Origin of the sequence: Streptomyces mutabilis (assembly GCF_014649815.1) — a bacterium.
Classification (GTDB): domain Bacteria; phylum Actinomycetota; class Actinomycetes; order Streptomycetales; family Streptomycetaceae; genus Streptomyces; species Streptomyces mutabilis.
On record NZ_BMTT01000002.1, the window covers coordinates 345,718 to 371,073 of the forward strand.

Sequence of the window (25,356 nt, forward strand, 5' to 3'; positions counted from 1 at the left end):
CGCGGGGCCCTTCACATGTGGGCCCTCGCATGTGGGACCCGCCGCATGTGTGGTGCAGGACACATAAAGTTTCCGTGAATGTGCGGGCAACCATTCACAGGCTTCGCTGATCAAACAGGCCGAACCGATCGAGCAGATCGGCCGAAGGGTCCACCGCGCCCACACGCGGAGGCCTCCTCAGAGCCCCGTACCGCCCCAGCGCGGTACGCCTGACTTCACGAGGTCTTCATGAAGCTTCGCCGCGCCATCGTTACCATGGCCGCGACGTCCGTCATCGCCCCGCTGGCACTGCTGTCGGCACCGGCCGCCTTCGCGACCGAGAGCCCCACGCCGTCGGTGAGCGAAACGTCCGGAACCGGCACCACCACCCCGGGCGACCAGGCTTCTCCCACCGATGGGGAGACATCCCCCACTGACGGGCAGAGCACGCCGTCCGACGCCGAGAGCACTCCCACCGACGAGGAGAGCACCCCCACCGACGGCCCGTCGACCCCGACCGACGACGAGAGCACCTCCGGCTCGGAGACGACCGATCCCGCGCCCTCGCCGTCGACGTCGGCGCCGACCGACGAGCCGACCGAGCCCGAGTTCCCCGAGATCCCGGTCTGCGAGGAGATCGACGCCGACTACGCGGGCGCCAAGGTGTCCGCGGACATCAAGGGCCTGCCGGGCAAGATCGTCGCCGGCGACGGCTACCACCCGTTCGAGCTCGTCGTCACCAACGAGTCGAAGACCGACGTCAAGGAGGTCGCCTTCTACGCCGAGGTGGAGAACTACGAGTTCGAGGACGAGTCGAAGTTCCTCAGCTCGTACGTCGACCTCGAGTTCAAGAACCCCGAGACCGGGACCTGGGACCGCGTCGGCGACGACGACTGGGCCGGTGACTACTTCTTCTTCATGGAGAAGCTGAAGGCCAAGGCCACCCAGACCGTCGACATGCGGCTCAGCGTCGACGCCAAGGCCCCGGCCGGTGACGCCTACTCCTTCGCCTTCGGTGCCTACCTGGACAACGTCGACGGCCAGGAGTGCATCGCAGCGGGCTGGAGCCAGTACGACTTCCAGATCCTGGCGTCCGGCTCCGGCAACCCGAACCCGGGTACCGCCAAGCCCAGCGACAAGGGTGACGACAAGGACGGCAAGATCTCGGTGAAGAAGCCGCAGGGCGACGTCTCGAAGCTGCCCTCCGGCAGCCTCGCCGAGACCGGCTCCAACTCCGCCCTGCCGACGATCGGCCTCGTCGGTGGCCTGGCGGTCGTCGTCGGTGCGGGCGCGATGTTCGTCGTCCGGCGCCGCAGGACCGGTGCCCAGGCGTAACGGCTGACCGGCACCGCCTGCCGCAAGACGAGAAGGACCTGTGCTCGGAGGGGGGCGCAGGTCCTTCCCTTCGTTCCGCGGGCCGCTACTTCCTCGGCGGCACCGCCGGCATCCCGAGGAACGGCAGCCGCAGCGCGCCGAACGCCTCCGCCGGGACCGCCGGGGACCTGGGCTCGACGGGGGCCAGACGCCGGTACTCCGTGCCCTGCGCCGGGCGCGGGTCCTCCTCGCCCTTGTTGGGCCAGTACGCCATCGCGCGCTCGGCCTGCGCCGTGATGGTCAGGGACGGGTTGACGCCCAGGTTCGCCGAGACCGCGGCGCCGTCGACGACGGAGATGCCGGGGTGGCCGTAGAGCCGGTGGTACGGGTCGATGACGCCGGACTCGCGAGAAGCGCCGATCGGGCAGCCACCCAGGAAGTGCGCGGTGAGCGGGGTGCCCATCAGTTCGCCGACGTTGGAGCCGGCGAAGCCGTTGATCTCGGCGGCGAGTGCGGAGGCGCCCTCGGTCGCGGCCTTGATCTGCTTGGGGTTGGGCGAACCGTGGCCCTGGCGGGCGGTGAGCAGGCCCTTGCCGACGCCCGTCGGTTTCAGGTACGTGGTCAGGGAATTGTCCAGGGACTGCATCACCAGGCCGATGATGGTCCGCTCCGACCACTTGCGGGTGGAGAGCGAACGCAGGGCCAGCACGGGGTGCTTGCACACGTGGCCCAGGAAGCCCAGGACGCGGGACGTGCCCGAGGCGGTGTGGCCGGCGTAGGGGACCTGGAGGATGGACAGGCCGCCCATCGAGTTGGATCCCTTGCCGTAACGGACCGGCTCGATGTGGGTGCTGGCGTCCGGGTGGATCGACGAGGTGATGGCGACACCGCGTGTGAAGTCGGCGCGCGGCTCGCCGGTGGCCTTGCGGTAGCGCCGGTCGTCGGTCTGGGCGCCGACGAGGGCTTCGGAGTTGGTGCGGGTCAGCACGCCGAGCCGGTCGGATATGTGCGGCAGCTGGCCGTTCGCCTTCATGCGGTGCAGCAGGGTCTGGGTGCCGTAGGTGCCGGCGGCGATCACGACACGGCGGGCGGTGAAGACGCGGCCCGCGCCCTTCTTCCTCCGGTCGGTGGGGAGCGTGGCCACGGCGAAACCGCCGCGCGAGTCCCCGGTGACCGAAACGACCGACGTCATGGGGTGCACGACCGCGCCGGCCTTCTCCGCGAGGTACAGGTAGTTCTCGTTGAGCGTGTTCTTGGCGCCGTGCCGGCAGCCGGTCATGCACGCGCCGCACTCGTTGCACGCCTTGCGGTCGGGCCCCGCGCCGCCGAAGTAGGGGTCGGGCACCCGCTCGCCCGCCTTGGCCTTCGCCGTGCCGTCGGCGTCCTCGCCGTCGCCGAAGAAGACGCCGACCGGCGCCATGTGGAAGGTGTCGCCGACCCCCATCCGCTGCGCGGCGGCCTTGAGGTGCACGTCGGAGGGGGTCATGGTCGGGTTGAGGCGGACGCCGAGCATGCGCTTGGCCTGGTCGTAGTACGGCGCCAGTTCGTCCTGCCAGTCGGTGATGTCACGCCACTGGGGGTCGTCGAAGAAGGGCTTCGGCGGCACGTAGAGGGTGTTGGCGTAGTTGAGGGAGCCGCCGCCGACGCCCGCGCCTGCCAGGACCATGACATTCCCGAGCAGGTGGATGCGCTGGATGCCGAACATGCCGAGCTTGGGGGCCCAGAGGTAGTTCTTGAGGTCCCAGGAGTTCTTCGGCAGCGACTCCCGGGTGAAGCGGCGGCCCGCTTCCAGGACGCCGACCCGGTATCCCTTCTCCGTAAGGCGAAGGGCGGAGACGGAGCCGCCGAAGCCGGAACCCACGACGAGGACGTCGTAGTCGTACCCGTTCTCGTCCCGGGTCTGGACAGAGTTCTCCTGCGACACGTGCTCTCCTCGTTGAGAACGGGCGGTGGTTGGGTGGATCAGCGGAAGCGGAACGCCTTCATCAGCCGCAGGCTCCGGCTCATGAACGCCGCGTACTTCTCGTCGTCCATGCCGAGCGAGGGCGCCATCGGCAGCAGCCTCTGGTGGGCGACCGTCTGGGCCTCGGTGTACTTGAGGATGCCCTCGGAGCCGTGCCGGCGGCCGAGGCCGGAGTCCTTCATGCCGCCCATGGGGGACTGGACGCTGCCGTAGGCGGGCGCGTACCCCTCGTTGATGTTGACCGTGCCGGTGCGCAGCCGGGCGGCGACCCCGCGGCCTCGCCGGGCGTCCTTCGTCCAGACCGAGGAGTTCAGGCCGTACGGCGTGGAGTTGGCCTGCTCGACCGCCTCGTCCTCGGTCCTGAAGCGGTACACGGAGACGACCGGACCGAAGGTCTCCGCGGCGCACACGGCCATGGGGGCCACGACCCCGTCAAGGATGGTCGGCTCGTAGAAGTACGGGCCGATGTCCGGGCGGGCGACCCCGCCCGCGACGATCTTCGCGCCCCGCTCCACGGCGTCCGCCACGTGCGCCTTCACGGTCTGGAGCTGCCGCTCCCCCACCAGTGAGCCCATGTCGGCGCCGTAGGAGAGGGAGGTGCCGAGCCGCATCGCCCTGGTGCGGGCGGCGAAGCGGTCCAGGAAGACGTCGGCGACCGACTCGTGGACGTAGAGCCGCTCGATGGAGATGCAGAGCTGGCCGGCCGAGGAGAAGCAGGCGCGTACGGCGCCCGCCGCGGCCTTTTCGATGTCGGCATCCTCCAGCACCAGCATGGCGTTCTTGCCGCCGAGTTCGAGGGAGACGCCGACCAGCCGGGCGGCGGCGTCCTGGGCGACCTCGCGGCCGGTGCGGGTGGAGCCGGTGAAGGAGACGTAGTCGGCGTGCCTGACGACCTCGGGGCCGACGACGGGGCCCTCGCCGAGGACGACCTGGAAGACCTCGGCGGGCAGGCCGGCCTCGATGAGCAGGTCGCGGGCCCACAAGGCGGTCAGGCAGGTCTCGGTGTCGGGCTTCATGACGACCGCGTTGCCCGCGACGAAGGCGGGCAGCGCGTCGCCGACGGACAGCTCCAGCGGGTAGTTCCACGGGGCGATCTGGCCGACGACGCCGCGCGGGTGGCGCAGTTCGGTGACCTTGGTGAGGGTCGGTACGGCCCCGGTGTGCCGCTTGGGGCGCAGGTACGCGGGGGCCTTGCGGCCGTAGTGCCGGGCGGCGACGGCGACGGCCTGGACCTCCTCGTGGGCGTGCAGGCGGGCCTTGCCGGTCTCCAGCTGGATGAGGTCGAGGACCTCGGCCTGCCGCTCCAGGACCAGGTCGTGGAAGCGGAGCAGGACGGCGGCGCGCTGCCGTACCGGTGTGCGCTCCCACACGGCCTGTGCGGCACGGGCCCGCTCGAAGGCGCCGGTCACGTCCTCGGGCGTCGACTCGGGCAGGTCGGCCAGCTTCTCGCCGGTGAAGGGCGTGTGGTTGGTGGTCCGCCCGGAGCCGACCACGCCCTTGGTGAGCTGGGCGACCAGCTCGGGTGTGACCACGTCCGCAGCGGTGCGGGCGCCCGCCGGGCTGGGGGCGAGGGGGTTCGTGCCGGTGATTTCCGGGGCCTGCGCGTCCGTCATGAGCCGCAGGGTATGACGCCGCGACGGCTTTGTGTACCCGTCGGTAATCGGGATTCACCGAGTGCTCACATGACGCCAGTGATCGCTGGCAACAAACGTGCTGATCAGGGCGTTATGCGGAAGGGCGGCAGCTGATCCCTTCGTTTCGCGGCGGGGCGGGCCAAAGGACGCCGGCCACCGCCGCCAGCCCCTGCGCGACCTCCTGGGCGACCTCATCGGCGATGGCGCCCGCGTTCGGCCGCCACCCGTCGTCCGCAGCCAGCAGACGTTCGACCAGCGGGCCGAGCGGGCCGGCCGCCGGCTGCTGCGCGACGGCGGTGTGCAGCAGGGTCCCCAGGGCCCGGAGGTCGGCGGCGGGCCCCGCGCCGGGCAGGGACTCCTCGCCCGGCACACGGCTGCGCGGGGCCGCTCCCGCCTCGCACGGCCCCGCGGAACCTCCTCCCCCCGGGACGTGGGCCGTGCCGAAACCGGTGAGCACGACCCGGCCGTGCGGGCCCAGCAGGACTCTGTCGGCGCCCACACCACGGTGCACGATGCCGACCGAATGCGCGGCGCGCAGCGCGCCCAGGACCGCGTGGCCGACCCGGGCGGCCTCGGGCGCCGGCACCGGGCCGCGCCGCAGCGCCTCGTGCAGGGACTCGCCGCCGACCCACTCCATGACGATCCAGGGCGGTCCGCCGTCCCCGGCCGCCTCCTCCACCACCACGTCGTGGATGCGCACGGCGGCCGGGTGGTCGACACGGGCGGCGGCACGCGCCTCGCGGCCGAGACGGTGGGCGGCCCGGCGGTAGCCCTCGTCCGCCGGGTCCCCGGGCAGTACGGGCCGCTTGACGGCGACTTCGCGGCCCGCGACCTCGTCGAACGCCCGCCAGACGCCGCCCGCGCCACCGGGGGCGACACGCTCCACCAGGCGGTACCGCTGCCCGACCAGCCGGTTTGGGACTTCCATCAGGGCTCTGCGACCTCCCGGTTGGCGACCACCGTCCGGGCGATCTCGCGTCCCCCGTCGGCGAAGTGACCCTTGCGCGGGTAGTCGATCCGCACCCGGTACATGTCGCCGTTGGCCGCCCGGTAGTAGAGGATGTGGAGCTCGCGCTCGCGGGGGTCCTGCGTGTCCTGGTCGTGTACGCGATGACGTTCTCGGCGGCCTTCTCGCCCCGGTACTCGATCTCGCTCGGCTCGCCCCTCGGCGCGGGCTTCTCGGCGAAGTCCCATGAGTACTCGCCGTCCTTGAGCATGTCCAGTCCGACCAGGCCCGTGCCGCCGCGGGCCGTGACGCGCACTGCCGCTCATCTCGCGTCTGTTCGTGTTGCGGAGGGCGCGGAGGAGAGCGGGGACGCGGAGGGCGACGCCGACTCCGTCGTCGGGTTCGCGGAGGCCGAACTCGTCGGCGCACCGCCCCCGTCGCCGTCCCCGTCGTCGAGCAGAGCCGCCGCCGTGACGCCCGCCCCCGCCGCCGCGAGGACCAGCAGCACCGAGGTGAGCACGGCCCGGGTCGCGCGCCGGGGCTCCCCCGCCCCGGGTCGCTCGGGCGTGCGGCCGGTGGCCAGAAAGGCCCCCAGCATCCGCTCCGCCTCCGCCGCGTCCAGACGACGCTGCGGGTCGCGTTCCAGCAGGCCCTGGACGACCGGGAGGAGCGGCCCGGCCTGGGCGGGCGGGCGGATCTCCTCGGTGACCACGGCGTGCAGGACGCCGCCCAGTGAGTCCCGGTGGAAGGGCGAGGCGCCGCTGAGAACCGCGCACAGCAGCACGCCCACCGACCACAGGTCGGATTCCGGCCCGGTCCCGGCGCCCGACATCCGCTCGGGCGCGGTGTACTCGGGGGAGCCGACGAAGGAGCCGGTCTCGGTGAGGGTGGTGGAACCGGCGACCTGGGCGACGCCGAAGTCGGTGAGCACGACCCGGCCGTCGTCGGACACCAGTACGTTCGACGGCTTCACGTCCCGGTGCAGGATGCCGGCCGTGTGCGCGGTGTGCAGCGCGTCGAGCAGGGCGATGCCGATGCGGGCGGCCTCGGCGGCGCCGAGCGGGCCGTGGCTGAGCACGCGGTCGGCGAGCGAGCCGCCGTCGACCAGCTCCATGACCATGTACGCGCGGTCGTCGTCCTCGACGACGTCGTGCACCACGATGATGTGCGGGTGGCTGAGCTGTGCGACCGCGCGGGCCTCGCGCAGGGTGCGCTCCCGGCGTCGCCGGGCCTCGGCCGCGGAGAGCGTCTCGTCCAGCGGGAGCGCCTTCACGGCCACCTCGCGGCCGAGCAGTCGGTCGGTGGCCCGCCACACGATGCCCATGCCGCCGCGGCCGAGCCGCTCATGGAGCCGGTAACGGCCCGCGATGACACGCCCGCCCGCCTCCTCGGTCACCATGCGTCCCATCATGCCCCACCGGACGCATCGGCTCCGGGCAGCCGTGACCGGGTGGCCGACAACCGACGGGCGTCCGAACGCCGTTGCGACGACTTCCGGCCACCGCCGCGTCCGTCACCCGGCGCGGGTCAGGCGGTCTTCTCCTGCCAGCTCCGCAGCACCGTGCGGAACTGCTGCCGCGTGGTCTCCCAGTCGTCGACGGGACCCGACATGTTCAGGGCGTACTCGACACCGTCCCGGGACATGTACGTCTGCGACACGGCGCGGCGCGGTCCGGGGAAGGCGGTGTCCTTGGCCAGCGCGGTCCAGGTGTACTCCCAGCGGGCGCTGTCGCGGTCGCGGTAGTCGGCGCGTTCCAGGACGAGGCGCCGGTAGTCGACCAGCCGCTGGAGCTGCACCTCCAGGTCCAGCTGGTGCGCGTACGGGTCGTTGTAGTCGGGAGCGGTGTCGACGGATATGCGCAGGACGTGTTCGCCGCCGTCGGGGGTGTAGTCGATCTGCCGGAGTTCACCGCTGTTGCCGCCGAAGTCCGTGCGCTCCCAGTCCTCGGGCAGGTGAAGGCTGAAACCCAGCGGGTCGTCACAGCGGACCCAGTCGGCCGGAACGGCTCCACCGGGTCCCGTGTCGTCCGTGGCGGACGAGGAGGCGGAGGGTGAGTGCGCGGGAACCGGGCCGGCCGACGAGCCGCCGTCGTCCCGCTGTTGCAGCACCACGGCGGTGGCCGCGCCGATCAGGGCCGCCACGGCGACCACCAGGGCGACCGTGCGCAGGCGACGGCGGCGTCGGGGAGCGGCGCTCGCCGACCAGTGCCCTGCCGCCGTGGGGCCGGTCGGCACGGGGCCCGTCGCGGGGTGCCCCGTCGGCACCGGGCCGACGGCCGTCGGACCGGTCGTCGTCCGGTGGGGCGTCGCGGTGGTGCCGCCCACCGGCCCCGCCGCCCCCGGGTGGACCGTGCCGTCCTGTCGCGAAGAGCCCGAGTACTGCGTCGGCACGTACGCCTGGGCGGACTTCGGCCGGCGGCCCTCCGCCGCCTCCGCGAGCATCTGCTCGGCCTCGGTCACGTCGGGGCGCGTGGCCGGATCCTTGCGCAGCAGGGCGTCGATGACGGGCGCGAGCGGACCGGCGTACCGGGGCTCGCCGGCCTCCTCCTCGACGACCGCCTGCATGGTGGTGAGCGGTGAGGTGCGGCGGAAGGGCGACCTGCCCTCCACCGCCGTGTACAGCGTCGCGCCCAGCGCCCACAGGTCGGAGGCGGGTCCGGGGTCGTGGCCGCGGACGCGCTCGGGGGCCAGGTAGTCGACGGAACCGACGACCTCTCCGGTCCGTGTGATGGTGGAGTCGCCCTCTATCTGCGCGATGCCGAAGTCGGTGAGCAGCACGCGGCCGTCGTCGGCGAGCAGCACGTTGCCGGGCTTGACGTCCCGGTGCAGCACGCCCGCGGTGTGCGCGGCACGCAGGGCCCGCAGGACCCACAGCCCGATCCGGGCCGCCTCCCGCGGCTCGACCCGCTCCTGCTCCTTGACCGCGTCGGCCAGTGAGCGGCCCTCGACCAACTCCATCACGATCCACGGCCGGCCGTCGTGTTCGAGTACGTCGTGCACGGTGACGACGGCCGAGTGGTTGATCCGCGCGGCGGCCCGCGCTTCTCCCCGGGTGCGCGCCAGCAGTATCGCCTGGTCGCTCTCGGAGACGTAGAGCGCGGCGGTCAGCTCCTTGATGGCGACGACCCGGTGCAACACCTCGTCGTGTGCGCGCCACACCCGGCCCATGCCGCCACTGCCGATGGCGTCGCCGAGCCGGTAACGGCCCGCGACGAGCCGGCCCTGCATCTGATTCACGTTGCCCCGCAATTGATCTGGTCAGGGCCAGACTAGGGACCGGTCAACCCGCGGGGAACGGGTGGGGTGGCATGGAAACCGGTCTGTGACGGTTCTCGCTTTCCGCGTCGCGGCGCAACCATCGGGCCGCACGGGGTTCCTGGCGGGTCATCCGGTGTACTGATAGCTGGACGAAGCCTGTTCGAACAGCCGGGTCACCTCGTCCCGCTCCGCCGCCGGGCCGCGGACCTGGACCACGTGGTAGCGCCCGTCGACGAGCATCGCGAGGTTGCGCACGTACAGTTCGCCGTCGGCGCCGGTCCAGGTGAACTGGCCCTCGACCATGGTCCGTCCGCCGACCTCGATGGTCCTCAGTCCGCTGGAGGTGGCCCAGCTGGAGGCACGGTACGACGCCAGCTCCGGCTCGGTGTCGCGCTGGTAGGCCATCGGGTCGTCACCGAACTCGGATGCCCGGTCCCGGCCCGGTACGACGATCAGCTCGAAGTCGCCCTTGCTGTAGACGACCTGCCCGCTGCCGTTGCGGGGCGTGCGGTCCCAGCCCTCGGCGACGGCGACGCGGAAACCCTCGGCGTCCTTGCGCAGCGTGAACCCGTCGGCCACGGCGGGGTCGTTGCTCTGGGTCTCGGTGGAACCCGACTCCGTCCGGGAGGGGCCGGGGTCGCTCTTCGGGGGCGTCTCCTCCGGCCGGGGCTCGCTCCCGCCGTCCGGGGACTGCTCGGGCGGCGCCTGGCTCGCACCGCCGGCGGCACCCGTGCGGTCGGTGGCGCCGGCGCCGCTCGTGTCGCTCTTCGGCATGAAGAGCACGGCGTACGCGATCGCCCCGGCCAGGGCGAGCAGTATCAGCAGGAGCAGGGTGCGGCCGAGGCTGCGCGGCGAACGGGCCGTCTCCCGCCGGTCCCGTTTGTGCCGCCCCTGGTGTGCGGGCAGACCGGCACGCCGCTTGCGCACCAGTTCGCCCCGGCGGCGGACGATGGGCAGCCGGCTGGTCTCGGCGGGCGGGGCGGAGACGACGTGGAGTCCGGCCTCCGGTTCGGGGGCCGACCTGACGAGGGAGCGCAGCCAGCCGCGCAGTTCCTCGAAGTCGATGCGCTCGGTGGGGTCCTGACGCAGCAGCGACTCCACGACCGGACGCAGCGGTCCGCACTCCTCGGCGAACGCCGGCGGCTCCGCGCACACGATCTGCACCAGCTCGGCGGTGGCCTCCTCCGGGTAGGGCGCGTGCCCCTGCACGGCGCGGAAGAGCAGCGCGCCCAGCGCCCACAGGTCGGTGGCGGGCCCGATGGGCGCGGCGAGCTGCCAGTTCTCGTGCACCGGCCCGGCCTGTTCCGGCGCCCAGCGCTCCGTCACCGGCCCTACCACGGCCATCCGGGTCTGCCGTGCCCGTTCGGCGGCGAGCGCGGTGGCCGGGCCGCGCTGGGCGGAGGTACCGATGACCAGGTCGTCCCACTGACCGTGCGCGGGGCCCGTGTCCTGCTGCGGGGCGGCGGGCAGGGCGTGCCCGGCCGCCCGGGGGGCGGCGGCCGGATCCCCGGTGGGGCGGGCGGTGGCGCCGTGCCAGGAGGTCGCGCCCACGCCGTAGGGGTCGGTGATCTGTCCCGGCGGGGCGGCCTGGACCGTGTCGGCGGGCCGGGGGGCGGCAGGGTGAGGACCGGAGGTGTGGGGGCCGGGCCCTGCGTCGCGGTCGACAGGGTGGGACCCGTCCGGTGCGTGCGAGGGTCGTCCCCGGTCTGCTTCGGTGCGGGCTCCGGGTTCCGTGCCGGTGCCCGCGCCGACGGCGTGGGGAGGCCGGTCGGGGCCGTTGCCGGCGGCGGGGCGGGCGCCGGTCAGGGCCGCGCGGCCGTTGCGGCCCTCCTGGACGCGGGCGGCGGCCCGGGCACCCGCGCGGTACGCGGCGATGGCTCCGGCGCGCGCGGCGCGGACGTCCCCGCTGGTCGCCGGTGGCGCGGGGGCGAGCCCGGAGGCGGCGCCGCCGGGCCCCTGGGGTACCGGCAGCCCACCCACGTCCCGGGCCTCGATGGCGGCCCGCCGGGCGGCCTCGGGGTCGGTACCGCCGGTTCCGTAGCTCCCGGACTGCGCACCCTGCGGGCCGACGCCCGTCGCCCGGGGGCCAGCGGCGTCACGGGCCCCGGGCACGAGAGCGTCGGCAGCCCCGGCCCCACCGGGCCCGAGCCCCCCGGTCTCCGCGCCGCCACCCCGCCCGAAGGTCCCGTCGGGAGCGACCGCGGCGCTCCCGCCCTCCCCGTCGTCGGGGGCGGGCACCGGGTCGTACCCGCACAGCGCCTCCTCCGCCGCCCCGACCGCCAGGCCGGTCAGCATCACGCGCCCGTCGTCGCAGACGAGTACCGTGCGCGCGGTGATGTTGCGGTGCACCCAGCCGTACGTGTGCAGTACCCGCAGCGCCAGCAGGATGTCGGACGCCACCTCGGCCGCCCGGTAGGGGGTCAGCGGCTGCTCGGCGAGCAGGGCGGCCAGCGGCCTCGCGGCCACCAGTTCGCTGACGATCCACAGGGAACCGCCCTCGGCGAACACGTCGAAGACCTGGTCGAGGCGTGGGTGGTCGGGTACGGCGGCAGCGGCCTGCGCTGCCTCGACGGCACGGCGCACCACCGGATCGGCGGGCTTGCGGGACCCTTGGCGCGCGGCCGCAGAACGACCGCCCGCGTGCCGGGAACCGCCGTCGCGGGCGGTGAATCCGTCGGGCAGGCCGTCCGCGTCCAGCACCTCCGCCTCGACGACCTCGGGCAACGGCACCTGCCTGATCAGGACTTCCTGACCGCTGTAGGTGTCGAAGGCCCGGGTCTCGGTGAGTTCGTACTCGTCGGACGGCGGCAGCGGCAGGCGGTAGCGGTCGGCGAGCACCCGTCCCGCATAGTCGTCCACGTCGCCACCCCCGGCAGCCCGTCGGTCAATTCCGTTCGCCCGGCGGGCCGTCCCGGCTGCGTACGGTCCGCGAGCACTCACGATACGTGCCGGAGGCAACCCGCAAAGAGGGGATGCCAGATATCGGACCGCTCAAACCCGGACCGGCCGGTTCAGGACTTGGGTTCGAAGGTCTTCGTCAGCGTCTGCCACGTGTCCCGGCGCAGATCGCTGTCCCAGGCGTCGGCCCGGGCGGTGTACATCAGCGCGTAGCCCTGGTGGTCGTTGACGACGAAACCCCGGTCCACGGTGCGGTACTCGGTACCGCCGTCCGTGTAGGTGAACTCCCAGTCGGCCGCGTTCCAGCCGCGGTAGCCCACCTTCTCGATGCGGATCTTCTTGTACTGGGAGCGGACCATGTACCGCTCCTGGTTCTTCCAGTCGGCGACCGGGTCGCCCTTGGGCGTCGACGTCCAGGCGACGAGCAGCTTCTGGCCGTCGGGGCCGGTGAAACGGTCCCCCGCCGACCCCGTGCTCCGGAACTTCCAGCCCTCGGGCAGTCCGATGGAGTAGCCCTGGTCGCCACGGTGGGTGGCCGCCGCGCCCTCGTCGGCCTTCCCGGCGTCACCCGATCCGGTGTCGCCGGACGCGCTCGCGCCGGAGTCCGGCGCGCCGGCCGAGGACCCGTCCGTGGCCTCCTCGGAGGCGGAGCCGTCCGTGCGGGCCCCGCCCTCGTCGTCCTGCTCGGTGTCGCCGCTCGCCCCCGCGGTGGCGACGGTCTTGTCACCGTTCCCGCCCTGGGCGCCCTTCTCGTCGTCGCCGCCGAGCGTGAGGGCCAGGACGGTGCCGAGCACGGCCAGCGCCACGACCACCGCGATGATGATCAGCGTCCGGCGCGGTACCACGTCGGTGAGCGGTGCGCGGGGCGCGGGCCGGGGCGGCAGGTCCGGGGGCGGCACGACGGGCCAGCCGGAGCTGCGGGTACCCGCGGGCGCGTTCGCCGCCCCGGAACCCGTACCGGCGCCGGCACCCGTACCCGACCGGGCTCCGGACGCCGCACCCGCACCGGCGCCCCACCCGTCACGGACACCGGCGCCCGGCGCACCGGCCGGCGCCGACGCGGTGGCGGCCGTCCCGGCGGACGCCGAAGCGGTGGCCGAACCGGCGGCGCCCGACGCGGCCCGGCCGGCGCCGCCCTGCTTGGCGCGGGAGGTGGCGGCACCGGCGGCACCGGCCCCGACGGCGGCCTTGCGCACAGAACGCAGCGCTCCGCGCAGCCGCTCCCCGGCTTCCTCGCCGCGCTTGCCCCCCGCACCCGACGGAGCGCCCCCGCGGTTCCGCTCCTCCGACTGGGCGGGCAGCGGCACGACCTTGGTGGCGTCGGCTGGCTCGTCCGCCGGCTCCGGTGCGTGGATGACCTTGTTGAGCAGTGCACGGGCGCCCGCGTCGTCGAGCCGCTGGGCGGGGTCCTTGTTGAGCAGCCCGAAGATGACGTCCCGCAGCGGGCCGGCGTTCTTCGGCTCCTCCAGGCTTTCCGTCATCACGGCGGTGAGCGTGGCGATGGCGGAGCCCTTGTCGTAGGGCGGGGCGCCCTCGACCGCCGCGTACAGCAGTCCGCCGAGCGACCACAGGTCGGCGGCCGGGCCGGGCTTGTGGCCGCGGGCGCGTTCCGGGGAGATGTAGGAGGGGGCACCGACGAGCATGCCGGTGGACGTGATCGACGGATCGCCCTCGACCTGGGCGATGCCGAAGTCGGTGAGCACGACCCGGCCGTCCTCGGCGATCAGCACGTTGGACGGCTTCACGTCGCGGTGCAGGATGCCCTCGCGGTGCGCCGAGCGCAGCACGTCGAGGATGGCGAGCCCCACCTCGGCGGCGCGCCTCGGCTCCAGCAGGCCGTCCTCGCGGATGGCCTCGGCGAGCGACTTGCCCTCGACGAGTTCCATCACGATCCAGGGACGGTCGTCCTCCTCGACGACGTCGTAGACCGTGACGGCGCTGTTGTTGCGGATCCGCGCGATCGCCTTGGCCTCACGCAGCGTGCGCGTGATCAGGCGCCGCTTCTCCTCCTCGTCGATGTTGCCCGGGAACCGCAGCTCCTTGACGGCGACCGTGCGTCCGAGGGTCTCGTCCTCGGCGCGCCACACCGTCCCCATGCCGCCGCGGCCGAGCACGTCTCCCAGCCGGTACCGCCCGGCGAGGAGACGTGCGCTCTTGTCCGTACGGGATGTCCCCGCCCGCTCCGCCTCCGACATGCGTCCCCTCATGCAACCCGCCCTGACAGAGCCTTCATTGTCTCTCACCCGACAAGTACTCGACGCCCAGGGTGCCTCTCGGGCCGACGGGGCTGCGGGGCGGGCGGCGGGCCGGACTGACCTCCTGTCACACCCGCCCCGCCGTCCCCTACCGCGGCACGATCTCGGGGGCGCCCAGCCGGGCCGCGTCGGCCGTCAGGTCGTCGGGCTGGCGCTGCGACTCCCGCTCCGCCTCGACCCGCTTCTCGTAGTGCTGGACCTCCCGTTCGATCTGGTCCTTGTCCCAGCCGAGCACCGGCGCCATCAGTTCGGCGGCCTCGCGGGCGCTGCGGGTGCCCCGGTCGAAGGTCTCGATGGAGATGCGGGTGCGCCGGGTGAGTACGTCGTCCAGGTGCCGCGCGCCCTCGTGGGAGGCGGCGTAGACGACCTCGGCCCGCAGGTAGTCGTCGGCGGCGTGCAGGGGTTCGCCGAGGGAGGGGTCGGCGGCGATCAGCTCCAGCACCTCCTCCGTCATGACGCCGTACCGGTTCAGCAGGTGCTCGACGCGCACGACGTGCAGGCCGGTGCGCGCGGCGACCCGCTTCCGCGCGTTCCACAGCGCGCGGAAGCCCTCGGCGCCGAGCAGCGGCGTGTCCTCGGTGACGCAGTCGGCCACCCGCAGGTCGAGCCCGTGCACCGCCTCGTCCACGGCGTCCTTGGCCATCACCCGGTACGTCGTGTACTTGCCGCCCGCCACGACGACCAGGCCGGGTACCGGGTGGGCGACGGTGTGCTCGCGCGACAGCTTGCTGGTGGCGTCGGACTCGCCGGCCAGCAGCGGGCGCAGCCCTGCGTACACGCCTTCGACGTCGTCGCGCGTGAGCGGCACGTGCAGCACGGAGTTGACGTGCTCCAGGAGGTAGTCGATGTCGGCGCTGGAGGCGGCCGGGTGGGCCTTGTCCAGGTCCCAGTCGGTGTCCGTGGTGCCGATGATCCAGTGCCGGCCCCAGGGAATGACGAACAGCACGGACTTCTCGGTGCGCAGGATCAGCCCGGTGGTGGAGTGGATGCGGTCCTTGGGCACGACCAGGTGAATGCCCTTGGAGGCCCGGACGTGGAACTGTCCGCGCTCGCCCACCATCGACTGGGTGTCGTCCGTCCACACTCCGGTCGCGTTCACGATCTGCTTGGCGCGGATCTCGTACTCCCCGCCCGCCTCGACGTCCTGCACGCGCGCGCCGACCACGCGCTCGCCCTCGCGGACGAAGGAGGTCACCCGGGCCCGGTTGGCGACGTGGGCGCCGTACGCGGCCGCCGTGCGCACCAGCGTCGTCACGAACCGGGCGTCGTCCATCTGGGCGTCGTAGTACTGGAGCGCGCCGACCAGCGCGTCCTTCTTCAACGCGGGCGCCACCCGCAGGGCGTGACGTCGGCTCAGGTGCCGGTGCATCGGCAGGCCCCGGCCGTGTCCGCGGGCCATCGACATCGCGTCGTAGAGGGCGACGCCCGAGCCGGCGTAGAGCCGCTCCCAGCCCTTGTGCTGCAAGGGGTACAGGAAGGGCACGGGCTTCACGAGGTGCGGTGCGAGCCGCTCGAGGAGCAGGCCGCGCTCCTTCAGCGCCTCCCGTACGAGCGCGAAGTCGAGCATCTCCAGGTAGCGCAGGCCGCCGTGGATCAGCTTGCTGGACCTGCTGGAGGTGCCCGACGCCCAGTCCCGGGCCTCGACCAGGCCGGTGGACAGACCACGCGTCACCGCGTCGAGCGCGGTGCCCGCGCCGACCACGCCCGCGCCCACCACCAGAACGTCCAGCTCGCGCTCGGCCATGGCCGCGAGCGACTCGGCGCGCTGCGCCGGCCCCAGTGTCGCTGTCCTCACTGCTGCCTCCCGCTGTCCGTCGCGTCGGCCGCACCCGTCGGGCGAAGCCCGGTTCCTGGTACCCACCATGCCCAGATTCTGACCGGCTCGCCCGACATCGGCCGTCGGAGGGCCGCAACCTGTGGACAACGAAGCCCGTGGACGACATGTCTGTGGACAACCTCCCCACCGCTCCCCGTCGACACTCACCGAAACCAGGCCGACCAATCCCACGAATCGGTCATATTTACTCCTAGTCTGACGTTGTGCTCGCCCACCCTGTCCACCGGGCTTGCGCACCTGTCCCGCTTCGGCTACTGGGAAGGACGGCCCACGCCATGCCCGCAGATCTCGCCGTCATCGGACTCGGCCCGTACGGCCTGCCCCTGGCCCAGGCCGCCGTCGCCGCGGGCATCCCCACCCTCGGTTACCGCACCGGCCCCGAGGCCGACCCGCTCACGCCCGCCGAGGTACGCCGGATGCTCGCGACGGGCTTCCGCACCCCCGCCACGCCGGCCGAGCTGGGCCGCGTCCGCACCGCCGTCATCTGCGCGCCCACCCCGCCCTCCCCGGACGGTGGCCTGGACCTCACCCAGGTGGAGGCAGCCGCCCGCACCCTCGCCGACCACATGCGCCCGCACACCACGGTCATCCTGGAGTCACCGGTGCGGCCCGGGACGACGGAGGAGTTCCTGCGCCCGGTCCTGGAGCGGGGCTCGGGGCTGCGCGCCGGCCGCGACTTCCACCTCGCGTACTCCCCCAGCCGCGTCGACCCCGGCAACCGCGACTTCACCCCGGCCAACACCCCGAAGGTCATCGGCGGCCTCACCCCCGCCTGCACCGAGTCCGCCGCCGCCTTCTACGGCCGCCTCACCGACAAGGTGGTCCGCGCCCGCGGCCCCCGCGAGGCGGAGACGGTCCAGCTCCTGGAGACCAATTTCCGGCACGTCAACATCGCCCTGGTCAACGAGATGGCCGTCCTCTGCGACGACCTCGGCGTCGACCTGTGGGACGTGCTGCGCTGCGCGGAGACCAAACCCTTCGGCTTCCACGCCTTCCGCCCCGGCCCCGGCGTCGGCGGCCACTCCGTCCCCCAGGACCTGACCGGCCGGGCCCCGCACAGCCTGCGCATGGTGGAGCTGGCCCAGCAGGTCAACGGCCAGATGCCCCGCTACGTCGTTCAGCGCGCCGCCGCCCTCCTCAACGAGCACGGCAAGTCCGCGCGCGGCGCCCGCGTCCTCCTCCTCGGCGTCACCTACAAGGCCGACCTCGCCGACCAGCAGGCCACCCCGGCCGAGGAGATCGCGACCCGCCTGATGTCCATGGGCGCCGCCGTCAGCTACCACGACCCGCACATCCCGTCCTGGAACGTCGCCGACCGCCCCGTCCCCCGCGCCGACTCCCTCTACGAGGCCGCCGCCGACGCCGACCTGACGATCCTCCTCCAGCAGCACCGCACGTACGACCTCCAGGGCCTGTCGGTGAAGGCCCAGCTGCTCCTGGACACGCGGGGGGCGACGCCGACGGGGGCGGCGCACCGGCTCTGATCGCGACGCGCGCACACGCGGGGGCCCGGAGCAGACGCTCCGGGCCCCCGGTACTGCGAAGGGGTGACTACCGCCGGTGCTGTGAGTCCGCCACCGTCACCTCGACGCGCTGGAACTCCTTGAGTTCGCTGTAGCCGGTCGTGGCCATCGCACGGCGCAGGGCGCCGAAGAAGTTCATCGATCCGTCGGGATTGTGGGACGGGCCGGTGAGGATCTCCTCGATGGTGCCGACCGTGCCGAGGTCGACCTTCTTGCCGCGCGGCAGTTCCTCGTTGACGGCCTCCATACCCCAGTGGTTGCCCTTGCCCGGCGCGTCGGTGGCGCGGGCCAGCGGGGAGCCCATCATCACGGAGTCGGCGCCGCAGGCGATCGCCTTGGGCAGGTCGCCGGACCAGCCGACGCCGCCGTCGGCGATGACGTGCACGTACCGGCCGCCGGACTCGTCCATGTAGTCCCGGCGGGCCGCCGCCACGTCCGCCACCGCCGTGGCCATGGGCACCTGGATGCCCAGCACGTTGCGCGTGGTGTGGGCGGCGCCGCCGCCGAAGCCGACGAGGACGCCCGCCGCACCGGTGCGCATCAGGTGCAGGGCGGCGGTGTAGGTGGCGCAGCCGCCGACGATGACCGGGACGTCCAGCTCGTAGATGAACTGCTTCAGGTTCAGCGGCTCGTGCGAGCCGGAGACGTGCTCCGCCGAGACCGTGGTGCCGCGGATGACGAAGATGTCGACGCCCGCGTCCACGACCGCCTTCGAGAACTCGGCGGTGCGCTGCGGGGAGAGCGCGGCCGCGGTGACCACGCCCGAGTCACGCACCTCCTTGATGCGCCGGCCGATCAGCTCCTCCTTGATGGGAGCCGCGTAGATCTCCTGGAGGCGGCGGGTCGCGTTGTCCGGGTCGAGACCGGCGATCTCGTCGAGCAGCGGCTGCGGGTCCTCGTGCCGGGTCCAGAGCCCTTCCAGGTTCAGCACACCCAGGCCGCCCAGCTCGCCGATGCGGATGGCGGTGGCCGGGGAGACGACCGAGTCCATGGGAGCGGCCAGGAACGGCAGCTCGAAGCGGTAGGCGTCGATCTGCCAGGCGATCGAGACCTCCTTCGGGTCCCGCGTACGGCGGCTGGGGACGACGGCGATGTCGTCGAAGGCGTACGCCCGGCGGCCGCGCTTGCCGCGCCCGATCTCGATCTCAGTCACGTCTGTGGCCTTTCCCTGTTGCGTTGCAGCGCCTTCCAGTATCCCCGACGGGCGCACCGAGGGCGGCCCCGGATGCTCCCGGAGCCGCCCTGGAAGGCCTTCTGCCTACTTGCTGCGGCTGTAGTTCGGTGCCTCGACCGTCATCTGGATGTCGTGCGGGTGGCTCTCCTTGAGGCCGGCGGAGGTGATCCGCACGAACCGGCCGTTGTCCTGGAGCTGGGGCACGGTCCGGCCGCCGACGTAGAACATCGACTGGCGCAGGCCGCCGACCAGCTGGTGGACGACCGAGGAGAGCGGGCCGCGGTAGGGCACCTGGCCCTCGATGCCCTCGGGGACCAGCTGCTCGTCGGAGGCGACGCCCTCCTGGAAGTAGCGGTCCTTGGAGAACGACTTGCGGTCGCCGCGGGTCTGCATGGCGCCCAGCGAGCCCATGCCGCGGTACGACTTGAACTGCTTGCCGTTGATGAACATCAGCTCGCCCGGCGACTCCTCGCAGCCGGCGAGCAGCGAGCCCAGCATCACGGTGTCGGCGCCGGCGACCAGGGCCTTGGCGATGTCGCCGGAGTACTGGAGACCGCCGTCGCCGATGACCGGGATGCCGGCCGCCTTGGCGGCGAGCGAGGCCTCGTAGATGGCGGTGACCTGCGGGACGCCGATGCCGGCGACGACGCGGGTGGTGCAGATGGAGCCGGGGCCGACGCCGACCTTGATGCCGTCCACGCCGGCGTCGATGAGGGCCTGGGCGCCGTCGCGGGTGGCGATGTTGCCGCCGATGACGTCGACGCCGGCCGCGTTCGACTTGATCTTGGCGACCATGTCGCCGACCAGGCGGGAGTGGCCGTGCGCGGTGTCGACGACGATGAAGTCGACGCCCGCCTCGATCAGCGCCTGGGCGCGCTCGAAGGCGTCACCGGCGACACCGACCGCGGCACCGACCAGCAGTCGGCCCTCGCCGTCCTTGGCGGCGTTGGGGTACTTCTCGGCCTTGACGAAGTCCTTGACCGTGATCAGGCCCTTGAGGACGCCGTTGTCGTCGACCAGCGGCAGCTTCTCGATCTTGTGGCGGCGCAGCAGCTCCATGGCGTCCGCGCCGGAGATGCCGACCTTGCCGGTGACCAGCGGCATCGGCGTCATGACCTCGCGCACCTGCCGGGAGCGGTCGGTCTCGAAGGCCATGTCGCGGTTGGTGACGATGCCGAGCAGCTTCTTGTTGCCGTCGGTGACCGGGACGCCGCTGATGCGGAACTTGGCGCACAGCGCGTCGGCCTCGCCGAGGGTGGCGTCCGGGTGGATGGTGATGGGGTCGGCCACCATGCCCGACTCGGAGCGCTTGACCAGGTCGACCTGGTTGGCCTGGTCCTCGATGGACAGGTTGCGGTGGAGAACGCCGACGCCGCCCTGGCGGGCCATCGCGATCGCCATGCGCGACTCGGTGACCTTGTCCATGGCGGCGGACAGCAGCGGGATGTTCACCCGCACGTTCTTGGAGACGTACGAGGCGGTGTCGATCTCGTCGGGTGCCATGTCCGACGGGCCCGGCAGCAGCAGCACGTCGTCGTAGGTCAGCCCGAGCGTCGCGAATTTCTCGGGCACTCCGTCGACGTTGGCAGTCATGACACCTTCCCCAAATGGCCTTGATCGGTGCGGATGTCCATGCTAACGGGAACTGGAGGTGGCTCATTCCACGATCAAGGACCCGTCCGACCTTCGTAGTTTCGTACGGGCGCCGGACACCGCCCGTTCACTCCCGGCGCTACTGCTCCGCCAGGGCCCGTAGGCGGCTCAGCGCCCGGTGCTGGGCGACCCGGACGGCGCCGGGTGACATTCCCAACATCTGCCCGGTCTCCTCGGCCGTGAGTCCCACGGCGATGCGCAGCAGGAGCAGCTCGCGCTGGTTCTCGGGCAGGTTGGCCAGGAGTTTCTTGGCCCAGGCGGCGTCGCTGTTGAGCAGCGCTCGCTCCTCCGGGCCGAGGGAGTCGTCCGGTCGCTCCGGCATCTCGTCGGACGGGACGGCCGTCGAGCCGGGATGCCGCATCGCCGCGCGCTGGAGGTCGGCGACCTTGTGGGCGGCGATGGCGAAGACGAACGCCTCGAACGGGCGACCGGTGTCCTTGTAGCGGGGCAGCGCGAGCAGCACCGCGACGCAGACCTCCTGGGCGAGGTCCTCGACGAAGTGCCGGGCGTCGCCGGGCAGGCGGGAAAGACGCGTGCGGCAGTAGCGCAGTGCCAAGGGATGGACATGGGCGAGCAGGTCGTGCGTGGCCTGCTCGTCCCCGTCGACGGCGCGGTGCACGAGCCCGCCGACCGTCCCTTGATCAGGGGCCGCCTCGTCGTCACGCATCGGTCCATGGTGCCTTGCGGCCGTCCGATCCGTGGCGTCGCGCCCGCTGTTGTGCACCGAAGCGTTATGAGCAGGTGCGCCGGAACTCATCCCCTGCGCCCTCCCCTCCCGCTCGACCGACTCGTCCCCGAGGAACTCCACACCTCAAGGATGCGTCATCCGCGCCGAAACGAGCAGCGGGCACCCGGCGGGTCGCCTTGTCACCCCCGCTCACCTCGCGATAAGCGGAGATCGCCGCTTCCCCGACGGGCCCTTTCGGACTCCCTCGCACGGGGTGTCCTAGCGGACCAGGCCCCACCGGAAGCCGAGCGCCACCGCGTGTGCCCGGTCCGAGGCGCCGAGCTTCTTGAAGAGCCGCCGGGCGTGGGTCTTGACGGTGTCCTCGGAGAGGAACAGCTCACGACCGATCTCCGCGTTGGAGCGGCCGTGACTCATGCCCTCCAGCACCTGGATCTCACGCGCGGTGAGCGTGGGCGCGGCACCCATCTCGGCCGAGCGCAGCCGGCGCGGGGCGAGCCGCCAGGTCGGGTCGGCGAGGGCCTGCGTGACCGTGGCGCGCAGCTCGGCGCGCGAGGCGTCCTTGTGCAGGTAGCCGCGGGCACCGGCGGCGACCGCCAGGGCCACGCCGTCCAGGTCCTCGGCGACGGTGAGCATGATGATGCGCGCGCCGGGGTCGGCGGACAGCAGCCGCCGGACGGTCTCGACGCCGCCCAGGCCGGGCATGCGCACGTCCATCAGGATCAGGTCCGAGCGGTCGGCGCCCCAGCGGCGGAGGACTTCCTCGCCGTTGGCGGCCGTCGTCACGCGCTCGACGCCGGGCACGGTCGCGACCGCGCGGCGGAGCGCCTCTCGGGCAAGCGGGGAGTCGTCGCAGACGAGGACGGAAGTCATGGCCGTCCTCCGCAGCTGATGCGCGTCACGTTGAGCCTCCAGGCTGGTACGAAATCGTCACCTGTGCGGTCGACCGTCCCGGACGCCCGCCCGAGCACTTGTTCCTTCAACCGCCTCCGCACTCTCAACGACGGTCACTCGAAAGAGTTACGGGGCTGTGTGTCGTCTTCGGCACTCTATGTGAGGGGGCGGCCACGCAGCAGACATGCGCGTGGGACCCGCCCCGTTTCATCACATCCGATGCCCCATTCAGCCGCTTTTCTTCCGCTTCGCTGGTGTCTGCGGCTAGATTCGCAATGAGTCATATTTTCATCTCCTTAGATCGTAGTTGTACGGTCGTGGGTGCTGGCATCCCGCATCTACCCATATCGGCTACAAGGGGTCACGCAATGGCAGATTTCTCCCGCCTTCCAGGACCGAACGCGGACCTGTGGGACTGGCAGCTCCTGGCTGCGTGCCGCGGGGTGGACAGCTCGCTCTTCTTCCACCCGGAGGGCGAACGGGGAGCGGCGCGGAGTGCTCGCGAGAACTCGGCCAAGGAGGTCTGCATGAGGTGCCCGGTCCGCGCCGAGTGCGCGGCGCACGCGCTGGCGGTGCGCGAGCCGTACGGCGTGTGGGGCGGCCTGACCGAGGACGAGCGCGAGGAGCTCATGGGACGGGCCCGCAACCGCCTGGTGGCGGCGACGGCATCGGCGTCGGCCGGCGGGGAGGCGACCGCGCATCACTGAAGGAACGTTTCTCCAGGACACGGGCGCCGAGGTGCGCTCCGCCCTCAGCGCGACGCCGGCTGGCGCGCCCCCGCCCGGGCCAGCTCGTCGAGCGTCGCCGTCACCGCCGGCACCTGGGCCAGGTCGGGCAGGGTGAGCGCGACGATCTCCCGCCGCACCGCCGGCTCCAGCGCCACCGTGCGCACGCCCCGGGGCCGCACGGACTCGACGGCGAGCTGGGGCAGCACGGCCACGCCCAGGCCGGCCCCGACCAGACCCACGACGGCCGGGTAATCGTCGGTGGCGAAGTCGATGCGGGGCGTGAAGCCGGCGCCCTCGCAGACCTCGACCAGTTGGCCCCGGCAGCGCGGGCAGCCCGCGATCCAGGGTTCCCGGGCCAGTTCCCCGATGGCCACCGACCCCGTGGGCTTCGTGTGGGCGAGCCGGTGCCCCTCCGGCACCAGCGCCACCAGCCGGTCGGTGAGCAGCGGCCGTACGACGAGGTCGTCCCACTCCTCCGCGCCGGCCGCCCCCTCGTAGCGAAAGGCCAGCGCCACGTCGCAGTCGCCCTCGCGCAGCAGCTCGACGGACCTCGGCGGCTCGGCCTCCTCCAGGGACACCCGGGTGCCGGGATGCGCGGCACGCAGTGCGGCCAGGGCCGTCGGGACGAGGGTGGAGCTGCCGCTGGGGAAGGAGACCAGGCGGACCCGCCCCGCGCGCAGCCCGGCGATGGCGGCGACCTCCTCCTCGGCGGCGGTCAGCCCGGCGATGATCCCGGCGGCGTGCCGCACCAGCGCCTCTCCGGCCTGGGTGAGCCGCATCTCCCGGCCGGTGCGCACGAGCAGGGGCGTGCCGACGGAGGCCTCCAGGGCCTTCATCTGCTGGCTGACGGCGGGTTGGGTGCAGCCCAGCTCGCGCCCGGCGGCGGAGAAGGAACCGGTCGATGCCACGGCGCGCAGCACGCGGAGATGACGAGCCTCGATCACACCGTCGAGGATAAGCGACCCTTTGACCGGACGCCGAATAATGCGTCGACGCTTTGATGAGGCTTGTCCTACCGTTCGGCCATGAAGCTTCTCTCAGTGAATCTCGGCCGCGCGAAGGCGGTGCCGTACACGGACCATCCCGAGGGCGTCACCGGCATCGACAAGCAGCCGGTGGACGGAGCCGTACGGGTGAGGGAGCCCGGGCCGGAGGGCACCGGGGCGAGCGGGCTGGCCGGGGACACGGTCTGCGACACCCGTCATCACGGCGGCCCCGACCAGGCGGTCTACGCGATGGCGCGCGAGGACCTGGACGACTGGGAGCGCGAGCTGGGCCGCCCGCTGCCGAACGGCTCCTTCGGCGAGAACCTCACCACGACGGGCGTGGACGTCTGCGGCGCCCTGATCGGCGAGCGCTGGCGCGTGGGCACCGACCTGCTCCTGGAGGTCACCTCCGGCCGCATCCCCTGCCGTACCTTTCAGAGCCATCTGGGCGAGGAGCGGTGGGTGAAGCGGTTCACGGAGAAGGGGGCACCGGGCGCGTACCTGCGGGTGATCGAGCCCGGGGAGATACGGGAGGGCGACCCGGTCGAGATCGTCCACCGGCCCGGCCACGAGGTGACCGTGGCCCTGCAGTTCCGGGCGGTGACGACCGAACGGGAGCTGCTGCCCCGGCTGCTCGCGGCGGGCGGGGCGCTGCACCCGGAGGCGCTGGCGACGGCGCGGAAGTACGTGGCGGGGAGGAGCTCCTGACCCCCTCTCACCAGGAGCCGGTCACCGGTTCCTCACGATCGGCGATCACGATGTGAGCGAAGCGGACGTGCTCGGTCCGGCCCCATAACCTTGCGCCATGACAACGGCATTGATTACGGGATCGACGGCGGGCATCGGCGCCGCGTTCGCGCGGCGGCTGGCGGCGGGCGGACACGACCTGGTGCTGGTCGCCCGCGACACCAAGCGGCTGCGCGAACAGGCGACCGAGCTGCACGACCGGCACGGCATCGAGGCGGAGGTGCTGACGGCCGACCTGGCGACGGACGCCGGGATCGACGCGGTGGCCGCCCGGCTGGGCGAGCGCCGGAACCCCGTCGACCTGCTGGTCAACAACGCCGGCTTCGGCAACAAGGGCCGCTTCCTCGAGGTCTCGATGGCCGACGAGCTGACCATGCTCAAGGTGCACTGCGAGGCGGTACTGCGGCTGACCTCGGCAGCGACGGAGTCGATGCGGGAGCGGGGGCGCGGCGGGGTCGTCAACGTCGCCTCGGTCGCCGCCTTCGTCCCGCGCGGCACGTACGGCGCCTCCAAGGCGTGGGTCGTGCAGTTCACCCAGGGCGTGGCGAAGGACCTGGCCGGCAGCGGGGTGCGCCTGATGGCCCTGTGCCCCGGCTTCGTGCGCACGGAGTTCCACGCGCGGGCCGGGATGGGCACGGACAACATCCCGGGCTGGATGTGGCTCGACGCGGACAAGGTGGTCGCGGCGGCGCTGGGCGATCTGGCGCGGGGGAAGTCCCTGTCGATCCCCGATCCCCGCTACAAGGCGCTGATGGGGGCGGCGAAGCTGGTGCCGCGGGGGGTGCTGGGCGGGATCACCTCGCGGACGGGGCGGAAGTACGGGCCGCGGTAGTCGCGCCCACCACCGCTCGCTGTACCACCGGGTGCTGGCGGCCCGGTCGG

19 protein-coding genes are annotated in these 25,356 nt (G+C 72.7%); 5 read left to right on the plus strand and 14 right to left on the minus strand.

All coding sequences use genetic code 11. The features are described 5' to 3' along the window. Positions 1-255 precede the first annotated feature (255 nt). A complete protein-coding gene (locus IE142_RS05720) occupies positions 256-1,314 on the plus strand; it encodes a cell wall protein (RefSeq protein ID WP_229830171.1) in 1,059 nt (352 codons plus the stop codon). 85 nt (positions 1,315-1,399) lie between these two features. Here the strand turns inward: IE142_RS05720 and IE142_RS05725 are convergent, their stop codons facing one another. From IE142_RS05725 to IE142_RS05765, 9 genes are all read right to left on the minus strand, one after another. After that, positions 1,400-3,217 (minus strand): GMC family oxidoreductase N-terminal domain-containing protein, encoded by a 1,818-nt coding sequence (locus IE142_RS05725; protein ID WP_191884697.1) that lies wholly within the window; start codon positions 3,215-3,217, stop codon positions 1,400-1,402. 38 nt (positions 3,218-3,255) lie between these two features. Then, positions 3,256-4,869 (minus strand): succinic semialdehyde dehydrogenase, encoded by a 1,614-nt coding sequence (locus IE142_RS05730; protein WP_191884698.1) that lies wholly within the window; start codon positions 4,867-4,869, stop codon positions 3,256-3,258. 112 nt (positions 4,870-4,981) lie between these two features. Further along, positions 4,982-5,818 (minus strand): serine/threonine-protein kinase, encoded by an 837-nt coding sequence (locus IE142_RS05735; protein WP_191884699.1) that lies wholly within the window; start codon positions 5,816-5,818, stop codon positions 4,982-4,984. Beyond that, on the minus strand, positions 5,818-6,084 hold the full coding sequence (locus IE142_RS05740) for a hypothetical protein (RefSeq protein ID WP_191884700.1): 267 nt from the start codon (positions 6,082-6,084) through the stop codon (positions 5,818-5,820). The genes IE142_RS05735 and IE142_RS05740 overlap by 1 nt, the downstream gene beginning before the upstream one ends. 74 nt (positions 6,085-6,158) lie before the next feature. Further along, positions 6,159-7,244, minus strand: a complete 1,086-nt coding sequence (locus IE142_RS05745; protein ID WP_191885048.1) for a serine/threonine-protein kinase — start codon at positions 7,242-7,244, stop codon at positions 6,159-6,161. 119 nt (positions 7,245-7,363) lie between these two features. After that, positions 7,364-9,064: a serine/threonine-protein kinase gene (locus tag IE142_RS05750; RefSeq protein ID WP_191884701.1), complete on the minus strand. Its 1,701-nt coding sequence runs from the start codon at positions 9,062-9,064 to the stop codon at positions 7,364-7,366. A 156-nt stretch (positions 9,065-9,220) separates the two neighbouring features. Continuing rightward, the gene (locus IE142_RS05755) at positions 9,221-11,953 is read right to left on the minus strand and encodes a serine/threonine kinase C-terminal domain-containing protein (RefSeq protein WP_191884702.1); all 2,733 of its coding nucleotides are present in this window, start codon (positions 11,951-11,953) and stop codon (positions 9,221-9,223) included. 152 nt (positions 11,954-12,105) lie between these two features. Then, positions 12,106-14,187, minus strand: a complete 2,082-nt coding sequence (locus IE142_RS05760) for a serine/threonine-protein kinase (protein WP_191885049.1) — start codon at positions 14,185-14,187, stop codon at positions 12,106-12,108. 148 nt (positions 14,188-14,335) lie between these two features. Then, positions 14,336-16,042: a glycerol-3-phosphate dehydrogenase/oxidase gene (locus IE142_RS05765; RefSeq protein WP_043380917.1), complete on the minus strand. Its 1,707-nt coding sequence runs from the start codon at positions 16,040-16,042 to the stop codon at positions 14,336-14,338. Positions 16,043-16,359: 317 nt separating this feature from the next. Between IE142_RS05765 and IE142_RS05770 the strand changes: the two genes are divergently transcribed. Next, entirely contained in the window at positions 16,360-17,568 is a 1,209-nt protein-coding gene (locus tag IE142_RS05770) for a nucleotide sugar dehydrogenase (RefSeq protein WP_100049448.1), read from the plus strand. A 67-nt stretch (positions 17,569-17,635) separates the two neighbouring features. On the opposite strand, the gene IE142_RS05775 is transcribed toward IE142_RS05770, so the two are convergent. The 4 genes from IE142_RS05775 to IE142_RS05790 all read right to left on the minus strand — a co-directional run bounded on the left by IE142_RS05775 (position 17,636) and on the right by IE142_RS05790 (position 21,992). Beyond that, positions 17,636-18,760, minus strand: a complete 1,125-nt coding sequence (locus tag IE142_RS05775; RefSeq protein ID WP_191884703.1) for a GuaB3 family IMP dehydrogenase-related protein — start codon at positions 18,758-18,760, stop codon at positions 17,636-17,638. Positions 18,761-18,865: 105 nt separating this feature from the next. Beyond that, the gene (gene guaB / locus IE142_RS05780) at positions 18,866-20,374 is read right to left on the minus strand and encodes an IMP dehydrogenase (RefSeq protein ID WP_043380922.1); all 1,509 of its coding nucleotides are present in this window, start codon (positions 20,372-20,374) and stop codon (positions 18,866-18,868) included. 139 nt (positions 20,375-20,513) lie between these two features. After that, complete coding sequence (locus tag IE142_RS05785) at positions 20,514-21,101, minus strand: sigma-70 family RNA polymerase sigma factor (RefSeq protein ID WP_019329587.1); 588 nt, start codon at positions 21,099-21,101, stop codon at positions 20,514-20,516. A 279-nt stretch (positions 21,102-21,380) separates the two neighbouring features. Continuing rightward, positions 21,381-21,992, minus strand: a complete 612-nt coding sequence (locus IE142_RS05790; protein WP_003948568.1) for a response regulator transcription factor — start codon at positions 21,990-21,992, stop codon at positions 21,381-21,383. Between the two features lie 389 nt (positions 21,993-22,381). Between IE142_RS05790 and IE142_RS05795 the strand changes: the two genes are divergently transcribed. Next, positions 22,382-22,720, plus strand: a complete 339-nt coding sequence (locus IE142_RS05795) for a WhiB family transcriptional regulator (RefSeq protein WP_043380925.1) — start codon at positions 22,382-22,384, stop codon at positions 22,718-22,720. Between the two features lie 44 nt (positions 22,721-22,764). Here IE142_RS05795 and IE142_RS05800 read toward each other — a convergent pair whose 3' ends face one another. Further along, positions 22,765-23,685 (minus strand): LysR family transcriptional regulator, encoded by a 921-nt coding sequence (locus tag IE142_RS05800; RefSeq protein ID WP_043380928.1) that lies wholly within the window; start codon positions 23,683-23,685, stop codon positions 22,765-22,767. 81 nt (positions 23,686-23,766) lie between these two features. Between IE142_RS05800 and IE142_RS05805 the strand changes: the two genes are divergently transcribed. Both IE142_RS05805 and IE142_RS05810 read left to right on the plus strand, forming a co-directional pair. Further along, positions 23,767-24,435 (plus strand): MOSC domain-containing protein, encoded by a 669-nt coding sequence (locus IE142_RS05805; RefSeq protein ID WP_191884704.1) that lies wholly within the window; start codon positions 23,767-23,769, stop codon positions 24,433-24,435. Between the two features lie 97 nt (positions 24,436-24,532). Next, positions 24,533-25,306, plus strand: coding sequence for an SDR family NAD(P)-dependent oxidoreductase (locus tag IE142_RS05810; RefSeq protein ID WP_191884705.1), 774 nt, complete (start codon positions 24,533-24,535; stop codon positions 25,304-25,306). The last annotated feature ends 50 nt before the right edge of the window (positions 25,307-25,356 follow it).

What these genes read in the sequence shown, in the direction of transcription:
- IE142_RS05745 (WP_191885048.1), bottom strand. Translation starts at nt 7,244, where the DNA reads ATGGGACGCATGGTGACCGAGGAGGCGGGCGGGCGTGTCATCGCGGGC.
- IE142_RS05770 (WP_100049448.1), top strand. Translation starts at nt 16,360, where the DNA reads ATGCCCGCAGATCTCGCCGTCATCGGACTCGGCCCGTACGGCCTGCCC.
- IE142_RS05785 (WP_019329587.1), bottom strand. Translation starts at nt 21,101, where the DNA reads ATGCGTGACGACGAGGCGGCCCCTGATCAAGGGACGGTCGGCGGGCTC.
- IE142_RS05740 (WP_191884700.1), bottom strand. Translation starts at nt 6,084, where the DNA reads ATGGGACTTCGCCGAGAAGCCCGCGCCGAGGGGCGAGCCGAGCGAGAT.
- IE142_RS05760 (WP_191885049.1), bottom strand. Translation starts at nt 14,187, where the DNA reads ATGTCGGAGGCGGAGCGGGCGGGGACATCCCGTACGGACAAGAGCGCA.
- IE142_RS05730 (WP_191884698.1), bottom strand. Translation starts at nt 4,869, where the DNA reads ATGACGGACGCGCAGGCCCCGGAAATCACCGGCACGAACCCCCTCGCC.
- IE142_RS05735 (WP_191884699.1), bottom strand. Translation starts at nt 5,818, where the DNA reads ATGGAAGTCCCAAACCGGCTGGTCGGGCAGCGGTACCGCCTGGTGGAG.
- IE142_RS05750 (WP_191884701.1), bottom strand. Translation starts at nt 9,064, where the DNA reads ATGCAGGGCCGGCTCGTCGCGGGCCGTTACCGGCTCGGCGACGCCATC.
- IE142_RS05795 (WP_043380925.1), top strand. Translation starts at nt 22,382, where the DNA reads ATGGCAGATTTCTCCCGCCTTCCAGGACCGAACGCGGACCTGTGGGAC.
- IE142_RS05720 (WP_229830171.1), top strand. Translation starts at nt 256, where the DNA reads ATGGCCGCGACGTCCGTCATCGCCCCGCTGGCACTGCTGTCGGCACCG.
- guaB (WP_043380922.1), bottom strand. Translation starts at nt 20,374, where the DNA reads ATGACTGCCAACGTCGACGGAGTGCCCGAGAAATTCGCGACGCTCGGG.
- IE142_RS05790 (WP_003948568.1), bottom strand. Translation starts at nt 21,992, where the DNA reads ATGACTTCCGTCCTCGTCTGCGACGACTCCCCGCTTGCCCGAGAGGCG.
- IE142_RS05805 (WP_191884704.1), top strand. Translation starts at nt 23,767, where the DNA reads ATGAAGCTTCTCTCAGTGAATCTCGGCCGCGCGAAGGCGGTGCCGTAC.
- IE142_RS05810 (WP_191884705.1), top strand. Translation starts at nt 24,533, where the DNA reads ATGACAACGGCATTGATTACGGGATCGACGGCGGGCATCGGCGCCGCG.